18 protein-coding genes are annotated in these 20,780 nt (G+C 60.1%); 6 read left to right on the forward strand and 12 right to left on the reverse strand.

The genetic code is table 11. From position 1 onward, the window contains the following. Nucleotides 1-7 precede the first annotated feature (7 nt). The 3 genes from BLT09_RS07270 to BLT09_RS07280 all read left to right on the forward strand — a co-directional run bounded on the left by BLT09_RS07270 (nucleotide 8) and on the right by BLT09_RS07280 (nucleotide 1,649). A complete protein-coding gene (locus tag BLT09_RS07270; protein ID WP_091591651.1) occupies nucleotides 8-262 on the forward strand; it encodes a DUF6894 family protein in 255 nt (84 codons plus the stop codon). A gap of 115 nt (nucleotides 263-377) precedes the next feature. Then, the gene (locus BLT09_RS07275; RefSeq protein WP_091591652.1) at nucleotides 378-986 is read left to right on the forward strand and encodes a cysteine hydrolase family protein; all 609 of its coding nucleotides are present in this window, start codon (nucleotides 378-380) and stop codon (nucleotides 984-986) included. Between the two features lie 24 nt (nucleotides 987-1,010). Beyond that, on the forward strand, nucleotides 1,011-1,649 hold the full coding sequence (locus tag BLT09_RS07280; RefSeq protein ID WP_091591654.1) for a DUF6766 family protein: 639 nt from the start codon (nucleotides 1,011-1,013) through the stop codon (nucleotides 1,647-1,649). 24 nt (nucleotides 1,650-1,673) lie between these two features. Here the strand turns inward: BLT09_RS07280 and BLT09_RS07285 are convergent, their stop codons facing one another. The 5 genes from BLT09_RS07285 to BLT09_RS07305 form a co-directional block, all read right to left on the reverse strand. Beyond that, the gene (locus BLT09_RS07285) at nucleotides 1,674-1,880 is read right to left on the reverse strand and encodes a KTSC domain-containing protein (RefSeq protein WP_091591657.1); all 207 of its coding nucleotides are present in this window, start codon (nucleotides 1,878-1,880) and stop codon (nucleotides 1,674-1,676) included. A 12-nt stretch (nucleotides 1,881-1,892) separates the two neighbouring features. Next, nucleotides 1,893-2,198, reverse strand: a complete 306-nt coding sequence (locus BLT09_RS07290) for a hypothetical protein (RefSeq protein ID WP_091591659.1) — start codon at nucleotides 2,196-2,198, stop codon at nucleotides 1,893-1,895. A gap of 122 nt (nucleotides 2,199-2,320) precedes the next feature. Then, nucleotides 2,321-3,466: an extracellular catalytic domain type 1 short-chain-length polyhydroxyalkanoate depolymerase gene (locus BLT09_RS07295; RefSeq protein WP_091591661.1), complete on the reverse strand. Its 1,146-nt coding sequence runs from the start codon at nucleotides 3,464-3,466 to the stop codon at nucleotides 2,321-2,323. Between the two features lie 150 nt (nucleotides 3,467-3,616). Beyond that, nucleotides 3,617-4,543: a hypothetical protein gene (locus BLT09_RS07300; RefSeq protein ID WP_091591663.1), complete on the reverse strand. Its 927-nt coding sequence runs from the start codon at nucleotides 4,541-4,543 to the stop codon at nucleotides 3,617-3,619. 162 nt (nucleotides 4,544-4,705) lie between these two features. After that, nucleotides 4,706-5,203, reverse strand: a complete 498-nt coding sequence (locus tag BLT09_RS07305; protein WP_091591665.1) for a YciE/YciF ferroxidase family protein — start codon at nucleotides 5,201-5,203, stop codon at nucleotides 4,706-4,708. A 1,135-nt stretch (nucleotides 5,204-6,338) separates the two neighbouring features. On the opposite strand from BLT09_RS07305, the gene BLT09_RS07315 reads away from it, so the two are divergent. After that, entirely contained in the window at nucleotides 6,339-7,388 is a 1,050-nt protein-coding gene (locus BLT09_RS07315) for a YihY/virulence factor BrkB family protein (protein ID WP_091591667.1), read from the forward strand. A 146-nt stretch (nucleotides 7,389-7,534) separates the two neighbouring features. Here BLT09_RS07315 and BLT09_RS34225 read toward each other — a convergent pair whose 3' ends face one another. After that, nucleotides 7,535-7,681, reverse strand: coding sequence for a hypothetical protein (locus BLT09_RS34225; RefSeq protein WP_167366354.1), 147 nt, complete (start codon nucleotides 7,679-7,681; stop codon nucleotides 7,535-7,537). 445 nt (nucleotides 7,682-8,126) lie between these two features. On the opposite strand from BLT09_RS34225, the gene BLT09_RS07320 reads away from it, so the two are divergent. Next, on the forward strand, nucleotides 8,127-9,209 hold the full coding sequence (locus BLT09_RS07320; RefSeq protein WP_091591669.1) for a sensor histidine kinase: 1,083 nt from the start codon (nucleotides 8,127-8,129) through the stop codon (nucleotides 9,207-9,209). Between the two features lie 166 nt (nucleotides 9,210-9,375). Here the strand turns inward: BLT09_RS07320 and BLT09_RS07325 are convergent, their stop codons facing one another. Further along, nucleotides 9,376-10,776 (reverse strand): phospholipase D family protein, encoded by a 1,401-nt coding sequence (locus tag BLT09_RS07325; protein WP_091591671.1) that lies wholly within the window; start codon nucleotides 10,774-10,776, stop codon nucleotides 9,376-9,378. A 431-nt stretch (nucleotides 10,777-11,207) separates the two neighbouring features. On the opposite strand from BLT09_RS07325, the gene BLT09_RS34230 reads away from it, so the two are divergent. Beyond that, on the forward strand, nucleotides 11,208-11,450 hold the full coding sequence (locus BLT09_RS34230; protein ID WP_167366355.1) for a hypothetical protein: 243 nt from the start codon (nucleotides 11,208-11,210) through the stop codon (nucleotides 11,448-11,450). Between the two features lie 179 nt (nucleotides 11,451-11,629). Here the strand turns inward: BLT09_RS34230 and BLT09_RS07335 are convergent, their stop codons facing one another. From BLT09_RS07335 to metH, 5 genes are all read right to left on the reverse strand, one after another. Next, nucleotides 11,630-11,857, reverse strand: a complete 228-nt coding sequence (locus BLT09_RS07335) for a hypothetical protein (protein WP_023803181.1) — start codon at nucleotides 11,855-11,857, stop codon at nucleotides 11,630-11,632. 447 nt (nucleotides 11,858-12,304) lie between these two features. Beyond that, nucleotides 12,305-14,917 carry a bifunctional diguanylate cyclase/phosphodiesterase gene (locus tag BLT09_RS07340; protein WP_091591860.1) on the reverse strand — a complete coding sequence of 871 codons (2,613 nt, stop codon included), beginning with the start codon at nucleotides 14,915-14,917 and terminating at the stop codon, nucleotides 12,305-12,307. A gap of 366 nt (nucleotides 14,918-15,283) precedes the next feature. Further along, nucleotides 15,284-16,150, reverse strand: a complete 867-nt coding sequence (locus BLT09_RS07345; protein ID WP_091591675.1) for a class I SAM-dependent methyltransferase — start codon at nucleotides 16,148-16,150, stop codon at nucleotides 15,284-15,286. A 210-nt stretch (nucleotides 16,151-16,360) separates the two neighbouring features. After that, nucleotides 16,361-16,798, reverse strand: a complete 438-nt coding sequence (locus BLT09_RS07350) for a YybH family protein (protein ID WP_091591677.1) — start codon at nucleotides 16,796-16,798, stop codon at nucleotides 16,361-16,363. Between the two features lie 97 nt (nucleotides 16,799-16,895). Next, the gene (gene metH, locus BLT09_RS07355) at nucleotides 16,896-20,705 is read right to left on the reverse strand and encodes a methionine synthase (protein WP_091591679.1); all 3,810 of its coding nucleotides are present in this window, start codon (nucleotides 20,703-20,705) and stop codon (nucleotides 16,896-16,898) included. Nucleotides 20,706-20,780: the final 75 nt, after the last annotated feature.

Consider the following 20,780-nt stretch of genomic DNA (forward strand, 5'->3'; position numbering starts at 1 on the left):
GCGGCGAATGACGAAAACGGCGGGCTCTATATCTTTGAGTATCGGCGGACGCGGCCGTCAGGTTCTTCCCTCCAGGATGCCAAGTTTAGAGGCTGCGCGGGAGGAAGCGGTTCGATGCGCTATCGATCTTCTGGTCGACCTTCAGCCGGGCACGGACGATCTTTCAGGTTGGCTCGTGCGCCTGCGCGACGAGAACGGCGAACTGCTGCTGTACGCCATCGACGTGCAGGAGGCGCAAGCGGCCCGCCTGACAAGACCATGAACCGGCATCGGCTAAAGGCGGATTGGCAGAGATGCGAGGCTACGGCGGGACCTCCCGGGCTACGCCCGCGCTCAGATAGAGACTATGCATCACCCCACCGCGGCCGCGGCTGATCATGGCCGCCCTAGGCCTGGTACACGGTCCGCTTGGTGAGAATTCCCTACATCTTTGCGTTGACATGCAGCGCCTGTTCGCGCCGGGCGGGCCTTGGGCCGTGCCGTGGGCGCAAAACGTGCTGCCGGTCATCGAGGAATTGACCGCAAGACATCCGCAGCAAACGCTGTTCACACGTTTTGTTCCGGCCGCTCGGCCTGGCGAAGGACCGGGCATGTGGGCGCGGTATTATCAGCGTTGGGCCGAGGTCACCCTTGCCAACATCGATGCCGGCCTCGTCGATCTGATGCCTTCTCTAGCGCGGTTCGTGCCGCCGGCAAGAACGCTCGACAAGCATGTCTATTCGCCGTGGACTGAAGGCCGGCTCGACGCGATGCTCAATGGGTCAGGGATCGACACGCTGGTCATCACCGGCGGCGAAACCGACGTCTGCGTGCTTGCCACGGTCCTCGGCGCCATCGACCGTGGTTTTCGTGTCGTCCTTGCGACCGATGCCATCTGCAGTTCGGTTGACCAGACGCATGAGGCACTGTTGGAGCTCTACCGCTCTCGCTTCAGCGAGCAAGTCGAGGCGGTGCTGATCGAAGAGGTTCTGGAGAACTGGCGTTAGCCGGAGCTGCCGAGGGAGACGACCATGAAAAGCTTTTTCCGGGACAATGGACTGACGATCGCCCTGGTGGCGATGTTCTTGTTCAGTGCGATTGGCATGATCTGGTCGGGTCATACGGCCTACAATGAAGAGCTTCAGAACCACGGTTCGGCATCGATTGGGCTGCTCTCCTATCTTGCGAGCGGCGACTTCCTCTCGGCGCTGTTCGAGAACTGGGAAAGCGAATTCCTGCAGATGTCGGCCTATGTCATGCTGACTGCAATGCTGTTCCAGCGCGGTTCCGCCGAGTCTCGTGATCCCGATGATCCCAACCGGCCCGAGGACGAACTTCCGACCGCCACCCGCAGGCGCAACCCGATCCTGTCGTGGCTCTATTCATACTCGCTGGGCTTGGCGCTGGCCCTGCTGTTCATCATCTCATTTGCCTTGCATTGGTGGGCGAGCCTGGCGGCCGCAAACGAGGAGGCGCTTCGGCACGGCGGCGAGGTTCAATCCTTGGGAGACTATCTTCTCGACGCCCAGCTATGGTTCGAGTCCTTTCAGAACTGGCAGTCGGAATTCATGTCGACGGCCGTCCTGGTCCTGCTGTCGATTTTCCTACGCCACAAGGGCTCCCCGGAATCAAAGCCAGCCGGCGCGTCAAACTCCGAAACCGGCGCATGAGTCTCCGCGTGCAGGCAACGCTCGCTATGCTTCGGCAATGGGGCGGTGCCGGCAACGGTCGCGAAAGTGGTCGTTGAAGAACCGGCCCTTTACGAAGGCGTTTCGGAACGCCGCATAGGTCTCCGGCGGCACAGCCTCGTAGTCATAACGCGTGCCGCTCGCGACGAACCACACCGAGAGAACCCTTGTCTCCGGATCGTACTCGGTCTTGCGGATTAACGTTGATGGCATGATATCGGCGCTCTATACGAGCGCCATTGGCATGTAGCGGGCGATCACCGTGTCCTGCCGGAACCGCCGTTCTAGCTCGGCGCGCCGTTTGCGCCAGTCCGGCAGATCGACATCATCCACCATCACTTCGAAGATGACGATTTCATCTGTGCTGGACTGCTCGCCATCCTGCCACTGACCTTCCGCGGGCGCCTGCAGGTAGGCTGTGACGCCGTCGAAACGGCTGGCCAGGTCTTCCTTCACACGGTCGAAATCTTCCCGGCCAAATGGGCGACCGGTGTTGTCCGCGCGGGGAAGCAGGATCTGGACGAGGTGCATGGCGACCGCTCAATGAAAAGCGGTCACCGATTCCAAAGAACGACGCGTTCCCTTGCCTGGTCGGAGCCGGCTTGACCTTCGCGGGCCGGCGAGACAGTCGGCGAGCGATTCGCGCCGTCCGCCTAGCGCATCAGGCCCGCCGCCCGCAGGGCATCTTCAATGATCTTCTTCACGCCGGGCTGGCGCGATTGATGGATGGCAGTCGGCTGCGGGGGCTTCGTCTTCGCATTTTGTATACTTGGCGCCGGTGACTGGGGTAGTTGCCGTTGGCTGGCGGGCAATTGCGGCCTTGATTTCCGGGAGGCGCTATCCTCGGTTGCCGCGATCCCCCAAAACTGCGCGATCTCGCGTGTGGAGGCGATGCCGACATCAAGCATATAAGGTCCCGGAGCGCCGAGGCCGTTGCCGAGCGGCGTGCCGTGGCCCATCCCGGCGATCATGTTGATTTCGATCAAGGCATCTCCCGCCCCGTTACGCCAGACCTGCTTTGCGTGCGGTCCGGCAGCTTCCCGACGCGTCGGCGCTTTCTCAAGCCGGTGGACTCCCCGCCACTGGCCTGCGATCGCTTCCGCGTTGGATGGCGAAACCGTGTGGTCAGCGGCACCGTGCCAAATCGAAATCCTCGGCCACGGTCCCCGATGATCCGATGCGCCGCGGAGGGCCCGTTGCAGATCCTGTTCCGAAGGACCGCCGTGGCCGCGCATGCGATCGAAGGCCTCCGGGATTGTCGTTGCGCTGCCGTAGGGCAGGCCGGCAATTAACGCACCGCCGGCAAACACTTCCGGATAGGTCGCCAGCATGGCCGCTGCCATTGCGCCTCCGGCCGAGAGGCCGGTGATGAAGATTCGCCTTCGGTCGAGACCGTGGGTGACGACCATCGTCTCGATCATCTGGCGAATCGAAAGCGCCTCGCCCGAACCACGCTTGGTGTCGCCAGGCTGGAACCAGTTGAAACAGAGGTTCGGATTGTTGCCGCGTTGCTGTTCGGGAAAGAGCAGCGCGAAGCCAGCCTCGTCGGCGAGTTGGGACCAGCCGGAATGATGGTCATAGCCGGCCGCGTTCTGGGTGCAGCCATGCAGCACGACGACGAGCGGGGTGCCCTTGGATAGGTCATTGGGAATGTAGAACTTCGCTTCCAACCCGCCAGGATTGATACCGAAGTCGGCCAGCGTCCGGAGGTGGTCTGACGCACCGAGGTCGGCGGGATGTGCGGCATGTCGCGCCTGCAGCGCGGCAAGGCGGGCGATGGTATCAGAGATTTTTCGCAATGGAGCCGTCCCTGTTGTGACGCCCGGAATGGACGGCCATCCGTGCAACGCACGTGCAGCAATATCGTTGCTGCGTTGCACAAAAACAAGGGAGCGCGGCGGGAGAATGGAGTCCGGCCGATCCTCTCGGTCGGCCTGGAGTAGACGTCTTCAGCTTCGACTGGCTGTGAGATGGAGCGCGTCTTCTTCGTCGTCGCGCTGCTTGCCGCCTAACGCTGCCGCTGCGCTGGCGATGAACGCACCGATCATGAGAGAAAGCGCGCCAACCAGCGCGAAGCTGGCGCCGGCTTTTCTAGCTGTGTCGGCTGCTTCCTGTGCTTGGACTTTGGCCGCCTCGACCTGAGCAAGCACCGCATCAACCCGGGCAGTAGCATCCGCTTGCGACAAGCCAGTGCGAGCGGCCACGAGTTGGCCCAGATAAGTCTTGTCGTCAGCCGAGACTTCGCCGGCCGCTGCACTCATAATGAGGATGCGGGAGGCTTGTGCGGCTGCTGTCGCATCGCCCTCCGCGCCCGGCGCCGCCAGCCTGGAAGGATCGTTCGGGCGGAACAGCGCATCGACGAAATACGACGCCGCGCCGCTGCCTCCGTCGTTCCCGGCGTTTGCGGTCGCCCCTGCCGAGGCACCCATTGCTGCTCCCGAGGCCACTGTCGAGGCCGCCTTGACGCCGGTGCCGATTGCCGCGGACAGCGCCGAACCGAGCACGAACACGACCAGAAGCGTCGCCAGCGCCCAGGCCATGAATCCGTGCGCGGTATCCCGGAAGAACGTCTCGTCCGTATGGATGCCGACCCATTTGGTGCGAAGGCGCCCGGTCAGGTACCCCCCGAGCCCGGATGACAACCATTGCACGATGACCAGCCAGATCGCAGTGGACACAGCGAAGGTGGTGACGCTGGCGCTTTCGTTGGACCATGGAGACACCATCGTGAGCCCGAGGCCGGACCCGAGAAGCATCAGGATGAACGTCAGGGTCGAGGCAGCGAAGGCGCCGGCGATGATCGGTCCCCAGTTGACTGCGGATGACGAGGACTCGACCGGCGCGGCGCCGTCGGTCGCCAGGATGGTTGATGCCACGGATTCCTCCTACCGCATGAACAGCGCGAGAAGGATGATGATCGGAATAGGAACTCCGAGCAGCCAGAGTAGAATGCCACGACCCATGATTGCCTCCTATCGAAAGACGGATGTTGGAAGTAAAACAGCCACCCCAACACAGTTGGGGTGGCTGGTGTGTGATCAGGCGGCCTTGGCCATTTCGTTGGCCGAGGCGTCCGCCAATCCGGTGAGCGCCTCGTCTGTCATAGACTCTTCGCCGAGCGTCTGTTCGATCAGCTTGGCGGCGTCGCTCATGCCCAAAACCTCAGCCCAGCGCTTCAGCGTGCCATAGCGGGTGATCTCGTAGTGCTCGACAGCCTGGGCAGCGGAGATCAGACCGGCGTCCAGTGCGGGAGTTCCCTTGAACTCCTCCATAATCTCCTCGCCCTCCTCGATGATGCCGTCGATCGCGGGACACGTCTTGCCCTGTGCCCGCTTGCCAAGGAGCTCGAAAACCTGCTGCAAGCGCTCGACATGACCGTCGGTTTCGTCCTTGTGCTTCTCGAAGGCTGCCTTCAGATCGGCCGATGAGGCGGCGCGCGCCATCTTGGGAAGCGCCTTCAGGATCTTCTTTTCCGCGTAATAGATATCTTTGAGCGTATCGAGGAAGAGATCATCCGATGTCTTTTCTTTCGCCATGGCGGATTTCCTTTTGGTTCCAGCGTTTTTTGTTGTCGCTCACGGGGTTGTGAAACGCATGCTCAACAAGCGCACGACGCCGGAAAGGTTCCCTTGAGACGTCTCGCTGCACGTCACTCTGACTTCGTGGGGTCAACCCCTGGTTCAATTCACTTCCCGCTCCGCCAGGCATTTCGCTATCGAGGGATCGCATCATGCTCTGATACTTGGCGTCTCTATCTGTCGAGCTTCTTGAGAATATTTTTGTCGGCGCAGCCATGAACGAGCGCGCCTGACCTTGGGGATGCTGCTCGCCAAAGTCGCCGGCGGCGAGACCAGCCCTTCCACCTAAAAGAATTCTCTGCGAGAACGATGCCTCCCGCCAATCGTGACACCGCCTGGCCTCCGATCCGGTTGCTCCTGGCGGCCAACAATGCCCACGGCGAAATAGACGTCCGGTCGTTTTTCGAATTGGCGCGCTGGGGAAGACCAAGGAACAACGTCCAGCGGTGATGTCTGCGGGTCAACCGCGCGGTGGGCGCTCGCCGTCGCTTTCGCACAGGTAGTTGTGAATGTCGGTTGCAGCGACCGCTGCGTGCCCGAATGCGACCGCGAGCTGGTTGAAAGACACATGAGGCGAATGGGCTTCGCTTTGGATAGTGAGGGCGCATCGCCTGGCTTGATCCGGCGACGCGAGTCCGACGGCGAGGGATATCTATGAGGAAGCCTGGATGATCAGACCGCCAAGACGACAGGGCGAATACGCGGATCGGGAGATCGATTGCCAAGAGGCCATGGAGCCCGGCTTTCAGGCTATCGTCGGTTGCATGCTGGAGCGGCTGGACGCCAAGAGGCACCAGCTCCCGACCGCCCACGCCCAGAATCCCCGCCGGCCGGCCGCGCCAAAGTTAAAAACGCAATCAGCCGACCACCACGATTGGCTGAGATGGTAGGAAGCTGGTTATTCTCATTGGTCGCTCGAACAAGCCACTGAGGTCCTGGGCAGGGCAGTATCGCTATCACATGAACTCGTCGCATGGGGTGGCGCAGTGTTTCTGCAGACGGCGGATGTTTGTTTGCGGGCGCAGGTCTGCACCTGCATCCTTTGGCGCTTTCATACGTTTGCCCGCGAAGAAGATGCTCCGGGCCGGCAGCCATGTCGAAAAAAACAACCGACGACGCTTACGAAGATCAAGTGCAACTTGAGCGGCGGGCCAGACGGCAGGGCCGCGGACGCAACGCCGAATGGCCGTCAGAGATCCCCAGCCGTGGCTGGAAGGACGTGCTGTGGCGGGTCTTTGCTGAAGTAAACGAGGACCGTGTTATGCTGATCGCGGCCGGGGCCGCATTCTATCTACTCCTTGCCCTCTTTCCAGCGCTTGCCGCGTTCGTGTCCATCTACGGTTTTGTCGCCGATCCTCAGACCATCGCTGAGCACATTGCGTTCCTTGGCGGCGTACTGCCTTCGGGCGGTCTGGACATTATCAGATCTCAGCTTGCGTCCTTGGCCGCTCAGAAGACTGGCGCGCTCAGCTTCGGCTTCATGTTCGGCCTTGCCGTCGCACTGTGGAGCGCCAGTAACGGCATCAAGACGCTATTCGAAGCCATGAACATCGCCTACGAGGAGAGTGAAAAGCGCGGCTTTATCCATATGAATCTTCTGGCCTTGGGCTTCACACTTGGCGCCATCCTCATCGGTATCGGCTTTATCGTCTCGGTGGGGATCGTGCCGGCCATGCTTGCGCTGCTGAACCTCGGCGGCTGGACCGAAGCCCTTGTGCGGATCTTTCGGTGGCCGATGATGCTGATCATGGTCGGCGTCGGGATCACGCTGATCTACCGCTACGGCCCCAGCCGCGAAAGGGCAAAGTGGCAATGGGCGACTTGGGGCGCCTTCCTCGCGGCTGGGGTGTGGATCGCAGTCTCGATAGGGTTCTCCTATTATCTTGAGAACTTCGCCGACTACAACGCGACGTATGGAGCCCTGGGGGCAGTCATCGGCTTGATGATGTGGACCTGGATCTCTGTGATTGTCCTGATTGTGGGGGCGGAGCTGAATGCCGAGATGGAGCACCAGACAGCGAAGGACACCACCACAGGTGCGCAGCAGCCGATGGGTGCGCGAGGTGCCACGGTTGCCGACACGCTGGGCGGATCGGCCGATGCTGCCGACCAGCAGTCGCGTTCGGGCGAGCGCAACACCTAATGCGCAGATCTCGTGAGATCTCCGCGCAACTTCGCTTGGCGCAGATCACTGACATCGGCGTTGGCGACGAAGTTGCAAAGACCTTGGGCAATGACAAGTCAGATCGCGAGCAAATGAATACCTTTCAGGCGCAGTCGCCATCCTGCTCAGGTTCGGCGAATGGCAAGCGCGACATCGGCAGAGAACGGCGGCACATCAAGTTTCAGCCAGCCGTCGGAATTCGCTTGCCATTCCGCCGTTTGCCTGCCGGCCGCGGTATCCCAGGCGATGACCCGATAGGTCCAGCGAGCCAACCCGGGCAACTGCAAGACGGCCGGAACCGGCGCAGCATACCGTTTCGCCCGATCGTGTCGCGGCGAACCAGCCAGACCTGGGTGAGCACATGCGGGGTGCGGTTTGGCCACCGCATGCCGCCACCGGCGCCGCCGCTGCCAGGTGAGCCCATTGCAAATGGCGGAAATATTCTGTCGGCAGTTCCGGCGACGTGCAGATCGTCAATTTCGATTGGCAGAGACGGGATTTTGGCACAACGCTGTTGGAAAAAAGGTCGTGGCCGTGCAAAGTGACGCAAGGTTGACTGAACTCTCAGCAAGACGGCCTGTGTTGCCCATGGCTCTGCCGCTCCGTGACGCGGGCTCGTCCTACTCCTGACATCGCGCAGCCGCTTCCAGCGTTGGCGGTGTCGAGCAAAGTGCATGACTGAGACTGAGGCTCCCACGCAAAGCACAGGCGACCAAGATGACGTCAGAGTCAGACAAGGCTGAGGCAGTTGAGCAATTGCTCGATACACCGGACCTTGCCACCGCGCTGGAAAGCGAGCAGTTCAAAAAATTTCTTGACCAGGTGCCGATCGCTATCGCCGTGTCGGACTTAGGCGCGAAGGAGCGCGTCGTCTATGCTAATCCAGAATTCGAAAAAGTATCAGGCCTGAAGGCAGCCGAGCTTACCCGGCAAAACTGGGGAGCACTTTCCGGCATTGGCATCCACCAGCAGAAGGGCCGGCCTCTGCCCGAGGCCTTGGTCGAGGAAACCGATTTCGTCGGCACCTTCCGGCTGGAGCGCGTCGGGGCCAACCCGGCTCTTGTCGACGTTTATTCAAACATCATCGTGGACGATAACGGCACGAACTGCTTCCGACTGGTGGCTCTGGTCGACGTCTCATCCCATGGCGAATCTGAAGAAGCGCGCTTGGTGGAGGAGCGCGTCCGCGAGAAGGACACCCTGCTGCGCGAACTGCAACACCGGGTGAAGAACAACTTACAGATGATCACCGCATTGATCCGTCTAGAAACCCGTAACGCGACCGAGCCCGACGAGAAAAGATTTGAGAGGCTCGCCGGCCGCGTCGACGCTCTGGCGATCCTCTACCAGACGCTATCGGCAGACGAGCAGAAGGATGAGGTCGATCTCGGCGTTTATCTTAGCCAGATCGCCTCCGCGGTGATGGGGTCGCATGCAGTTGAGGGGATCCGCCTCGATATGAAGGTGGATACCTATCCGGTATCGATCAACGTCGCCATGCCGACGGGACTGGTCGTGAACGAGTTGCTCACAAATGCACTCAAGCATGCATTCCAAGGGCGTGAAGGCGGGACGATAAAGCTGCACAGCATCGCCGATGGCGACGGCTGCCTGGTCATAGTCGCGGACGACGGTATCGGCCTGCCGGAAGGGGAGACATGGCCCAAGCCCGGCAAGCTCGGCGCGCTAATCGCGCGCTCGCTGACAGAGAACGCCAAGGCAAAGTTCAACGTCGCCTCGAGCGCCAGCGAAGGGACGAAGGTCACCATCGTCTTCACGCGATCGGCGGCAGCAAGCTGACAATTGCCAGAGGGCGGATGCTTCATGCTCCCGGCCTTTCCGCCGCGGCCCCCGGGCGCTGTGCTTGGCACATTCACGTCGCCGTTCTTCAGGTATGCCGTACCCGGCGCGGCAAGAACGCCGCGTCGATCCCGCCGTTGCACCTATGCTATCTTAGTGGGTCTGGCTAAAGCTGAGACTCAACTGGAAGGTGGCGGACCAAGGCCGCCAGAACCCGGCGAAATATTCCGGCCTCTGGTTCGTGTGTGTATTCTTGGAGTTTGCCTTCGTCGCATCCATGCCAGTGCAGCACATTGTTCTTTAGTTCCAGCCGATAGCTGGTTTCTGGTGATATCTCCGCTTGAAAAAAGCGCCGAAGTTCACCGACTAATTCGGCATCCTCAAAGAGCACGCCCATCTCCGAGTTCAAAGACACTGACCGGGGATCAAAATTGAAGGAACCGACGAACCCAGCCCTGTCGTCAACCGTGAACGATTTGGTGTGCAGACTGGCACCCTTGGAGCCAAACACCGAAATTCCCTGACCGCGAGTGAAGGGCTGGAGTTCGAACAGTCTTACGCCATTCCTCAGCAATCGCTTACGATAGTTTGCATAAGCCCCATGAACCGCGGCGACGTCTGTAGCGGCCAAGGAATTGGTCAAAACGGAAACGTCAACCCCATTGCTGACGAGGTCCATCAGGACCGCGGAGCCCCTTTTGCCAGGGATGAAATAGGGAGATACAATTTCCAGACTGTTGCGCGCCGACTTAATGAGGGGAAGCAACTCCTTGGTAAGCCAGCTGCGACGTCTCCAACCTCTCACCTTCTCTGGAGGATCGGAAATCACCCGAACTCGATCCACCCAATGCACGTCGTTGCTGGCCGCGATGAACTCTGCGATGGACCCTCGGTCACTGATTCCGTTCAAAAGCATTGATTCGGTTTCGAGATCGCTTCCTGAAAACAAATCGGAATGCTCGTTCCCCGCGGCTGGACCCAGGACACTGATTGATTTCGCGTCCTCGCAAGCCCAGAATGCCTCAAATATTTCGGCGGTTTGCTGCACGGCAGGACCGAGGAGCAGCACGTCTAAGTCGCGGAAATTGGTTTCTGCTGCGTCGAAATAGGCATCGCCAACGTTGCGCCCGCCTACGATAGCGACGTTGTCGTCAGCGATCCATGCCTTGTTGTGCATCCTCCGGGTCAACGCAAAAAGTCGCAATACAATTTCCACAGCGCGCATGACGCTGCGTTGCCTGACGCCGCTCGGATTAAACAACTTCAACTCGATGTTTGGATGATTGCTCAAGGCCAGATAGGCAGCATCGTTCTTTCGCGGATTGGCGTCATCAAGGAGCATGCGAACTCGCACGCCGCGCTCAGCGGCCCGGAAAACTTCCTGCAAGAGCAAGCGGCCAGTGTGGTCATCGTGCCAAAGGTAGTACATGAGATCGAGACTGCGAACGGCACTCCTTGCCGCCAGAACGCGCCCGGCGAAGGCGTCATAATTGTCCGGGACCAGCAGCAAGCCGCTCTTGCCTGCTTTGATGTTGTCGTGTGCAATCCGCGTAATGGATACTTCCATAAAATTTTCTACCCTTCAGCGATAGAAACCCGGCCTCGCTCAAAATCGTAGCAAGAACCCTTCAAAGGTAATCTGGTTGCAAATGTAGCTGTCGAATCCCCTGGAGATTTAATCGTGCCATGATCGGTAGATGATCGGAGGCGATCCGAGATAGCGATGTATGGTGCACTTCGAGGCTGGAAATCAGACTTGGTGGTTTGGCCAGGATCCGATCGAGCGCAAGCAAAGGGAATCGCGAAGGGAAACTGGACAGCACGGTGTGAATTGGACCAAAATGCGGCAGTAGCGCCAGCAACGAGGAAGCTGTGCACCCGCCATTCGTTGAGATCGCCAAGCAAAATGGTTGGCCTTAAGACCGAACGCGTCGCCTCAAGCAGTGCGTTGGCTTGCTTGGTGCGCGACCGCCGGAGTGCCGAACCGAATCGTCCTATATGCCCGAGGCGGCACGTCGACGGGCCGGATCAACCCGTGCGAACTCCGTCAGCGCTGGTGGGATCGATCTTCGTCAACCGCGATCTGGCCTCAATTACGCGCTGTTGCGCAGCCCGTATCCTGCTGCACAGCGCGATATTGATGCCGACACCGCAGTCATCATCCAGCATCTCGTTCGCACGCTCAAGGGAGCGCTCGGCCCGATTAAGCCGCTGTCGGGCTCGCGCCAGTTCCATATCTAAAAGTTCCATTATTCCGAATCCATTGCGGTCCCTTCGATTGGTAAACCGCTTGTGGTCGCTGTTGGTTCCGGCTGTTCGCGAGCGTGCAGCCCAGACGTTGATATGGTTGGCACAGTTCTGGAGCGAGAGTGGTGGCGCCGGTGGCCTGAAGGTCGCGACGAATGAAACGCCGGCCCAGTTCAACCCGCGCGACGTCCTTCAAAGCTGGGGGGATCGATCTTCACCAAGCGGTCTGCGGCCTCGACCGCAGTTCGTATCCTGTTGCGCAGCGCGAGGTTCTCGGCCAGCATTTCTTCAGTGCGTTGAAGCGCGAGCTCAGTCCGATGAATGCGCTGCCTGGCATTGGCAACTTCCGATGTCAAAATGTCGGCCACCGTCCCGTGGCCCTGGGGTTCCAAAGTGTCCATGGATTTCTAACACATGGGGGCCGATATCGTTCCCTAGTCACTGACAAGTGCACTTCGGCCTGCTTCGCCGGCCGCTGCGATTGCCGGGCCATCGGCAACGACGTCCTGCAGAAGAGCCGGACGTTTCACATCCCCCTCATGATGAAGGACAGCGCCCCTTCGCAACCGGCGAGCAACATCGCGACTAGTTCCCAGTTAATCCGGTAGATCATCGATCGTCTGCCGACATATGCGCGCCATTGCCTGGACAACCGCCAAGGCTGCCATTGTGCGTTTGATCCTGCCTCCGGCGCCGGGCCGATGCCGAGATAGGGGTCGCCGATCAGCTTGTCCGGGGCCAGGTCTCATCGGGTGCATAGGCCCCCAGAACTTCGCTGCCGTGATCGGCCAATCTCCAAATCCTAAGACTCAAGCGAAGCGCTACTCTGTGACGTGAGGCTTATGCGCTTATACTCTACCCGCCCGGAGCGGTTCATCCAAAACCCGTTCCGTGCGCAGACGCCGAGATCGAACGAAGGCCTTTAGTCCGTCGGCATCCAACGCATGCCCGAAGGCATAACCCTGCAGTATGTCGCAGCCCAAGCTCTTGAGTGTCTGTGCGTGCTCCATCGTCTCGACACCCTCGGCTACGACCTCGATACCCAGGGATTTGCCGATTTCAATGATCGATGAGACGACCTGCCTTCGTTGCGGCGATTTGACAATAGGAATGACCAGTTGGCGATCTATCTTCAACCGGCGAGGCTGCAGCTTGAGCAAGCTGACTATAGAGGCGTAGCCCGTGCCAAAATCGTCTATTTCTATGTCAATGCCGAGCTCTTTTATCTGCTCAAGATTCCACGTAACAAAATCATCATTTTCGTCGAGGAAAATTGACTCAACGAGTTCGAAGGCAACTGTTCCCTTCTTGATATTTAGTTCCCTAAGACTCTTTATGAGTTCCTCATCCTGAAGACGGCGTGCCGAAACGTTGACTGACACCCGCGGAATGTGAAGATTCGCAGCAGTCCACCCTTCGAGATCCAAAAGCGATTGCTCTAATATGTTTCGATCGATGATCGAGACGACATTCAATTCTTCCGCAATCCTTAGGAAGACGTCGGGCGCCAAAATGCCCTTCTCCGGATGTCTCCATCGCGCAAGCGCCTCAACCCCAACAATTTCAAGCGTTTTTGCGTCAAATTGCGGCTGGTAGAAGGGAATGAACTCGTTGCGCTCAAGGCCGCCGAGAATTTCGTCGGCAATCCGTTTTGTCTCGACGATCTCGCTTTGCATCGCCTCGGTGAAGAACTCGTATCGATTGCGCCCACGACTCTTTGCTCGGTAAAGCGCGATGTCAGCGTTGACCAGCAGGTGTTTGGCTTCGACATCTTTTCCGTTATCGACTGCAATTCCCACGCTCACGCCAAAACGGCATCGATGGCCCTGATAGTAGACTGGTTCCCGCATCTGGCTGATGACGCGGTCAGCGAGCAGCGCCAGTTGCTCGATATCGTCATGCACCACGCACAGGACGATGAATTCGTCTCCTCCGATCCGAGCGACGAATCCCTCGCCATCGACCTTGGATCGGAGGACGGTCGAGGCGTGAACAAGCATTGCGTCGCCTGCGGCGTGGCCAAGCGTATCGTTAATGTGCTTGAACCGATCGAGATCAATGTGGAGCAGTGCCGCATACCCGCCGGTCCGCCTGGCGTTTGCCGCGTAATCTTCCAGCACCTGGTCGAGGTAACGCCGGTTGGGCAAACCGGTCAGCGAATCGTGGAGCGCAATGTGCTCTATGCGCTCCTTGGCCGACTCGAGTTCTGCATTTTTCGACTCGGAAAGCTGTTTTGCGCGAACCAGGTCCTTGTTCAACAGGACATCGGCTGTCACATCCCATTCGGCGCCAATCATTTTTGGGGTGTCGTCTGCGGCCCGGTAAATTATCGCCTTGGATCGGACATGGCGTATCTCGCCATCCGGCCGAATAATCCGGTATTCCGACAAATATGGCCCGCCGTCGGCCATCGCGCGGTCGAAATCGGCGTTGGCGCCAGCCAAATCATCCGGGTGGATTGCTCCCGCCCAGTCCAGGTAGCCGCGGTGCTCCCCAACTGGTTTGCCGTATATTTCATTGACGCGTTCGTCCCACGCCAGTTCGTTGGTCGCGAGATCGTGTTCCCAAACGCCAATAGCCGATGCTTCCAGAGCGAGTTCCAAGCGCCTCGACAATCGACTCAGTTCCGCATAGTTGCGCTGTCTCTCGCCAATCAGGCGACCCGTAACCAGGAATGGGATCACAACCAAGGCCCCGGCCACCGCCATGATGGCGCGCAAGAACCACGCGTTGTCGGGCATCGAAGGCCAGCCGTTTTTGGGAATGGCTGCGATCCGCCACGAACCGGACGGAAGCAGGACGTCGGCTGTCACCGGATTGCTTTTGGCGACGCGCTCATTGCCGAAGAATTGCTCTCCGCCTGGACCGAGGGCGTCCTTACCGATCAGCGCTACGTCAATCCCGAGATCATCGTCAAGCAGGCCGCTCGCCTTATAAAGGCGCTGAACGTCGACAACGGCCGAAATGATGCCCCAGAACCTTTCGGTGTTGCCCGCACTGCGTACAAAGACCGGAATTCGGCCGACGAAGCCCTGCCCTCCCTGCCTCAAGTCGACGGGACCGGCAAGAACTAGCTCGCGCTCGTCTCGCGCCCTTAGCGCGGCCAGACGCTGCCGCTCGTCCTTGCGGTAATCGAGGCCTATCGCCTTGTCGTTGCCCTTCATCGGGTACATCAGAGAAATGACCAGATCGGGCGCGCCGGCAATATTCTTCAATTGCGAGCCCCTGCCAAACAGGTTGCTCGCCAGCGAGGCGAAGCGCTGCTGTCCCATATAGGGCTCAGTCACGACTGCCGCGACCAGTCCCTGCACCAGTTGAAGGTTTCCGTTGATGTTGCCTTCAAGCTTGGCGCGGATAAGATTGACCTTGGCCAGGACATCCGCTCGGGTGGCTTGATCCGAGACGACTTTGTTCTGGTGGTCCGCGAACGCTGCGCCAACGGCAATAACGATCACCGCCATTGCCGCCGGGATATTTGCCGACGAGAAAACGGCCTTCTTGATACCGCCGAACCTAGCGCGGAAAGGAGCCAATAGGCGATTCCTCAGATACTATTCAGGTTCTGGGCCAACCCGACCAAGGTATATTAGCTATCAATGTTTAATTTTGACCTTCACGGGCCCTAAAAAGTTTTTGCACCCTCCAACCGCCTGAGGTGGCCGGAGTGGCTGACACGGACCTGCGGCTCCGGCTGACGACTTAAAGCGCGTCGCGGCTGAATGGATTGATGCGACGCGCTTCAAGTTTTGTTTTATGCATGTCGTTACCGCAGAACCGCTGTGCACCCTCGGGTCAGGCCCCGAGGGCACGCTTTTGCGCGACATGCATTAGTGGCCCTCAATCGCCTTGGCGGTAACTAGGTAGGATATCTTGCCGACGCTACGCTTCGTCGCGCCAATGGAATAGGCCATTGGAATCTTGGGAGAGTTCTCCGGCAAGCCGTACATATCCTTGCCGGCCCTCACGGCAAATGAAAAGTGCTGCCACGAAACCGTGTCATGCTCGTTGAGAAAATCCAGCGTCAGCCCAGCTGAAATCAGCGCGTTCACCACGTCGCTGACCGGATGAATCCACTCATAGTAGCGCGGATGTTTCAAGATGCGGTCGTCGCCGGTATAGGTGAGTTCCTCGTTCCATGCGAGTGGTCGAGCTATTGGCGTTCGCCAGTCATGCTTGAACTCCAGCGCCGCAGCCTTGCGGTCACACTGGAACATCAACGGATGGCCCTCGGCGAGATAGAGCCGGCCGCCGGGCCGCAGGAGATCGGCAACCACCCGCGCCCAGCGGAACACGTCGTCAAGCCAGTTTACCGAACCCCAGGTAACGTAAGCGATGTCAAAGGTTCGGCCAAGCGCTTCGACTGCCTCGAACAGTGGCGCCTCCACGAAGCGCACGTCAGTGCCTGCCTTTGCAGCGAAATCCCGCGCTGCTGCGATCGCCGTCGGTGAAAAGTCGAGGCCGGTCACGCTGCCCGCGCCCAGATTTTTCAAGCTGATTGTGTCGAGCCCGATATGGCATTGCAGATGGACGATATCCTTGCCGACAATGTCACCGACCTCGCGCGTTTCCAGCTCATAGAGATTGGATCCGCCAGCCAGTACATTTTCTATGTGGTAGCTGCCCGTTGTGTCGGTCGAATGCAGCTCGGCTCGATCATCCCAATTAAGGCGGTTCGCGCCCAGAAACGGTTCCAAATTGCCCCCTCAAGTCCCTGCCGAGACCAATATATATGGTAAACAGAGCGTTAATATACCTTGCAGCTAAAGTGTCGCGCGTCAATCCGTGGCGGTACGGTGCACCACCGGGGCTGATCGATTGGTCAGCGAATTCGGCAAGCCTCTTGGCGAGGTCGGTCGACGGGCAGCGCCGGAAGAAATTTGTTGTCGTGCGAAACGTCCGCGGAGCTACGACTGAAACTCCGGCTGTGCCTGCATTGTCCGGAGATCGATCGGCATGGATATGTGTTCGTGCGTGATCATCCAGCGGTCGCTCATCTTCTGCAAACCCGACGTCACCCGCACCCAATAGTCGGCCTTCTCGCCGTTGGTTCTTTTGCTTCTGACGTGGCACAGACCATGGCAGAACGCCACGTCATCTCTGACTGTGACGAGCAGCTCGTGCACCTCATAATCAATCGGGCCGTCAACCGAGGCAAACCACGCCTCGAAATTCTTTCGGTAGGCATCGGCACTATCGATCCGCAGCGGCGGCCTGATGTCGAATACGATAGTAGCCGCGGCATAGTGTGCCATCAGGGCTTCTATGTCCTTGGCCCGCAATGCCTGCACCAAATCATCTAGGCCTTTGCGGATTTCCATTTCTTCTGCAGTCGGGGTCTGCATAGGGCTCTCCTTTCATCGCATGATGGGCGGGCGAGGCCGTTGCTCTCGAAGCGACGCACCTGGCCATCGACCGCGATGCCAGGTCAAAGCTGCTGCCTTACTGCGCGGCTTCGGCGAAGGGGGTCGGAACATAGTTGAGTATAGGGCCGAGCCAGCGCTCGACCTCGGCGAGCGGCATGGCCTTGCGGCGCGCATAGTCCTCGACCTGGTCGCGCTCGACCTTGGCCACGCCGAAATAATAGCTTTCGGGATGCGACAGGTAGATGCCGGACACGGAGGAGCCGGGCCACATCGCAAAGCTCTCGGTCAGGCTGACGCCGGCGTTGCGCTCGCCGTCGAGCAGGCGGAACAGCGTCGCTTTCTCAGTGTGGTCGGGCTGCGCCGGATAGCCGGGCGCCGGGCGAATACCGCGATAGGGTTCGCCGATCAGCTCGTCCGGCGCCAGATCCTCATCCGGCGCATAGGCCCAGAACTCCTTGCGCACCTTCTCATGCAGGCGCTCGGCGAAGGCCTCGGCGAAACGGTCGGCAAGCGCCTTGACCATGATCGACGAGTAGTCGTCGTTGGCCCGTTCGAAGCGCTCGGCGATCGCCGCTTCCTCGATGCCGGCGGTGACGATGAAGCCGCCGAGATAGTCGGCCTTGCCGCTGTCCAACGGCGCGACGAAATCCGACAGCGCGACGTTCGCCTTGCCGTCGCGCTTGGTCAGCTGCTGGCGCAGCGTGAAGAAGGTCGCCAGCTCCTGCGACCTGGCATCATCGGTGAACAGCCTGATGTCGTCGCCGACGGTATTCGCCGGCCAGAAGCCGATGACGCCCCTCGGCGCGAACCATTTTTCCGCGATGATCATTTTCAGCATCGCCTGGGCGTCCTCGAAGAGCTGGCGTGCCGCCGGCCCTTGCGCCTCGTCGTCGAGGATTTTGGGAAAACGCCCCTTCAGCTCCCAGGTCTGGAAGAAGGGCGTCCAGTCGATATAGCGCGCGAGCTCGGTCAGATCCCAGGCTTCGAAGGTTTTCAGGCCGAGGAAGGACGGTTTTGGCGGCGCGTAGGCCGACCAGTCGATCCGGTGGGCGTTGGCCCGCGCCTTGGCCAGCGGCAGGCGCTGCTTGTCGGCTTCGCTGCGCGCATGCGCATCGGCGACCTTCTTGTATTCGGCGCGAACGTTGTCGACATAACCGCCCCTGGTCTCGTTCGACAAAAGTGCCGACACCACGCCGACCGCGCGGCTGGCATCGGCGACATAGACGGTCTGGCCACTGATATAGCGCGGATGGATCTTTACTGCGGTATGCACGCGGCTGGTCGTAGCACCGCCGATCAACAGCGGAATGTCAAAACCCTCGCGCTCCATCTCGGCGGCCATGTGCGCCATCTCGTCGAGCGAGGGCGTGATCAGGCCGGACAGGCCGATGATGTCGACCTTTAGCTCACGCGCCGTCTGCAGTATCTTTGCCGCCGGCACCATGACGCCGAGGTCGATGATCTCGTAATTGTTGCAGGCCAGAACCACGCCGACGATGTTCTTGCCGATGTCGTGGACATCGCCCTTCACCGTCGCCATCAGGATCTTGCCGGCGGTCTGGCGCTCGCCGGTGTCGACGCCTTTGGCGGCATTCGCCAGCTTCTCCGCCTCCATGTGCGGCAGCAGGCCGGCGACGGCCTGTTTCATGACGCGGGCGGATTTCACCACTTGCGGCAGGAACATCTTTCCCGCGCCGAACAGGTCGCCGACGACATTCATGCCTGCCATCAGCGGACCTTCGATGACGTGCAGCGGACGCTCGGCGGCGCGCCGCGCCTCGTCCGTGTCCTGGTCGATGAATTCGGTGATGCCGTTGACCAGTGCGTGCGAAATGCGCTGCTCGACCGGCCAGTCGCGCCAGGCGAGATCGCGTTCCTGCGCTTCCTTGCCCGCCGTGCCCCTAAAACGTTCGGCGAGTTCCAGCAGGCGTTCGGTCGCGCTGCCGCCGCCCTTCGGCTGGCGGTTGTTGACGACGTCCTCGCAGGCTTCGCGCAGTTGCGGATCGATGGTGTCATAGACGGCAAGCTGTCCGGCGTTGACGATGCCCATGTCCATGCCGGCCTGGATGGCATGGTAGAGGAAGACGGCATGCATGGCCTCGCGCACCGGCTCGTTGCCGCGAAACGAGAAGGAGAGGTTCGACACGCCGCCCGATATGTGGACATGGGGAAGCGTCGCGGTGATCTGCCTGGCGGCTTCGATGAAGTCGACGCCGTAATTGTTGTGCTCATCGATGCCGGTGGCGATGGCAAAGATGTTCGGGTCGAAAACGATGTCCTCGGGCGGGAATCCGGCCTGCTCGGTCAACAGTCTGTAGGCGCGGGTGCAGATTTCGACCTTGCGCGCCTGGGTGTCGGCCTGGCCGTCCTCATCGAAGGCCATGACGACCACCGCCGCGCCATACGCGCGGACGAGCTTCGCATGGTGCAGAAAAGCCTCCTCGCCCTCCTTCATCGAGATGGAATTGACCAGCGGCTTGCCCTGCACGCATTTCAGGCCGGCTTCGATGATCTCCCATTTGGAACTGTCGATCATCACGGGTACACGGGCGATGTCCGGCTCGGCGGCGATCAGGTTGAGATAACAGACCATTGCCTCCTTCGAATCGATCAGGCCTTCGTCCATGTTGATGTCGATGATCTGTGCGCCATTGGCGACCTGGTCGCGGGCGATTTCGAGCGCCGCGGCATAGTCGCCGGCGGTGATCAGCTTCCTGAATTTCGCCGAGCCGGTGACGTTGGTGCGCTCGCCGACATTGACGAACGGAATCTCGTCGGTCAGCGTGAACGGCTCGAGCCCCGAAAGGCGCATCTTCGGCTCGATGTCGGGAACAGCGCGCGGCGGATATTTCTTCACGGCCTGTGCGATGGCGCGGATGTGGTCGGGCGTCGAGCCGCAGCAGCCACCGACGATATTGACCAGGCCGTCGCGCGCGAAATCCTCGATCTGCGCGGCCATGAACTCCGGGCTTTCGTCATATTGGCCGAATTCATTGGGCAGGCCGGCATTCGGATAGGCGCAAACAAAGGTGTCGGCGACGCCGGATATTTCGTCCAGATGCGCGCGCATGGCCTTGGCGCCCAGCGCGCAATTGAGGCCTATCGTGAACGGGTTGGCGTGGCGGACCGAATGCCAGAAAGCCGTCGGCGTCTGGCCCGACAGGGTGCGACCGGACAGGTCGGTTATCGTGCCGGAAATCATCACCGGCAGACGCACGTCCTTCTCGATGAAGATCTCTTCTGCCGCGAAGATTGCCGCCTTGGCGTTCAGCGTATCAAATATGGTCTCGATCAGGATGATGTCGGCGCCGCCGTCGATGAGACCGCGCAGCTGCTCGCCATAGGCAAGGCGCAATTCGTCGAACGTCACGGCGCGGTAACCGGGATTGTTGACGTCGGGCGACATCGAGGCGGTGCGGTTGGTCGGCCCCAGCGCACCGGCGACGAAACGACGCTTGCCGTCCTCCTGCTCGGCCCTTGCCGCTGCCCTGCGCACCAGCCGTGCACCGTCGCGGTTCAGAGCGTAGACCGCGTCCTCCATGCCGTAATCAGCCTGGGCGATGGAGGTCGAGGAGAAGGTGTTGGTTTCAAGAATGTCCGCCCCTGATATGGCGTATTGATAGTGAATCTCCTCGATCGCCTTGGGCTGCGTCAGGATCAGCAGGTCGTTGTTGCCCTGCTGATGGCAGGCGCACTCGGCGAATTTGTCGCCACGGAAATGGTTCTCGTCGAAGCCCAGACCCTGGATCTGCGTGCCCATGGCGCCATCGAGGATGAGGATGCGTTCGCGCGCCGCCACCGTCAGTGCAGCAAGCACTTCCGAACCGTCGGGCTTGGCCGCAACGGGGCCGAACAGGTCGTCCAGCGATATTGGGTTTTGCGACATATTTCGTCCTCAGGGCGACGGTCGCGCTTAAGCGACATAAAGACATCTTTATGTGAGTATACGGGATTTGTCTGC

It is taken from the genome of Mesorhizobium muleiense (genome assembly GCF_900099905.1).
Classification (GTDB): domain Bacteria; phylum Pseudomonadota; class Alphaproteobacteria; order Rhizobiales; family Rhizobiaceae; genus Mesorhizobium; species Mesorhizobium muleiense.

Coding starts and splice junctions, on each gene's coding strand:
- BLT09_RS07320 (WP_091591669.1), top strand. CDS start 8,127: ATGACGTCAGAGTCAGACAAGGCTGAGGCAGTTGAGCAATTGCTCGAT.
- BLT09_RS07290 (WP_091591659.1), bottom strand. CDS start 2,198: ATGCACCTCGTCCAGATCCTGCTTCCCCGCGCGGACAACACCGGTCGC.
- BLT09_RS07350 (WP_091591677.1), bottom strand. CDS start 16,798: ATGCAGACCCCGACTGCAGAAGAAATGGAAATCCGCAAAGGCCTAGAT.
- BLT09_RS34230 (WP_167366355.1), top strand. CDS start 11,208: ATGCCCGAGGCGGCACGTCGACGGGCCGGATCAACCCGTGCGAACTCC.
- BLT09_RS07325 (WP_091591671.1), bottom strand. CDS start 10,776: ATGGAAGTATCCATTACGCGGATTGCACACGACAACATCAAAGCAGGC.
- BLT09_RS07315 (WP_091591667.1), top strand. CDS start 6,339: ATGTCGAAAAAAACAACCGACGACGCTTACGAAGATCAAGTGCAACTT.
- BLT09_RS07285 (WP_091591657.1), bottom strand. CDS start 1,880: ATGCCATCAACGTTAATCCGCAAGACCGAGTACGATCCGGAGACAAGG.
- BLT09_RS07280 (WP_091591654.1), top strand. CDS start 1,011: ATGAAAAGCTTTTTCCGGGACAATGGACTGACGATCGCCCTGGTGGCG.
- BLT09_RS07340 (WP_091591860.1), bottom strand. CDS start 14,917: ATGGCGGTGATCGTTATTGCCGTTGGCGCAGCGTTCGCGGACCACCAG.
- BLT09_RS07275 (WP_091591652.1), top strand. CDS start 378: ATGGCCGCCCTAGGCCTGGTACACGGTCCGCTTGGTGAGAATTCCCTA.
- BLT09_RS07335 (WP_023803181.1), bottom strand. CDS start 11,857: ATGGACACTTTGGAACCCCAGGGCCACGGGACGGTGGCCGACATTTTG.
- BLT09_RS07270 (WP_091591651.1), top strand. CDS start 8: ATGACGAAAACGGCGGGCTCTATATCTTTGAGTATCGGCGGACGCGGC.
- metH (WP_091591679.1), bottom strand. CDS start 20,705: ATGTCGCAAAACCCAATATCGCTGGACGACCTGTTCGGCCCCGTTGCG.
- BLT09_RS07305 (WP_091591665.1), bottom strand. CDS start 5,203: ATGGCGAAAGAAAAGACATCGGATGATCTCTTCCTCGATACGCTCAAA.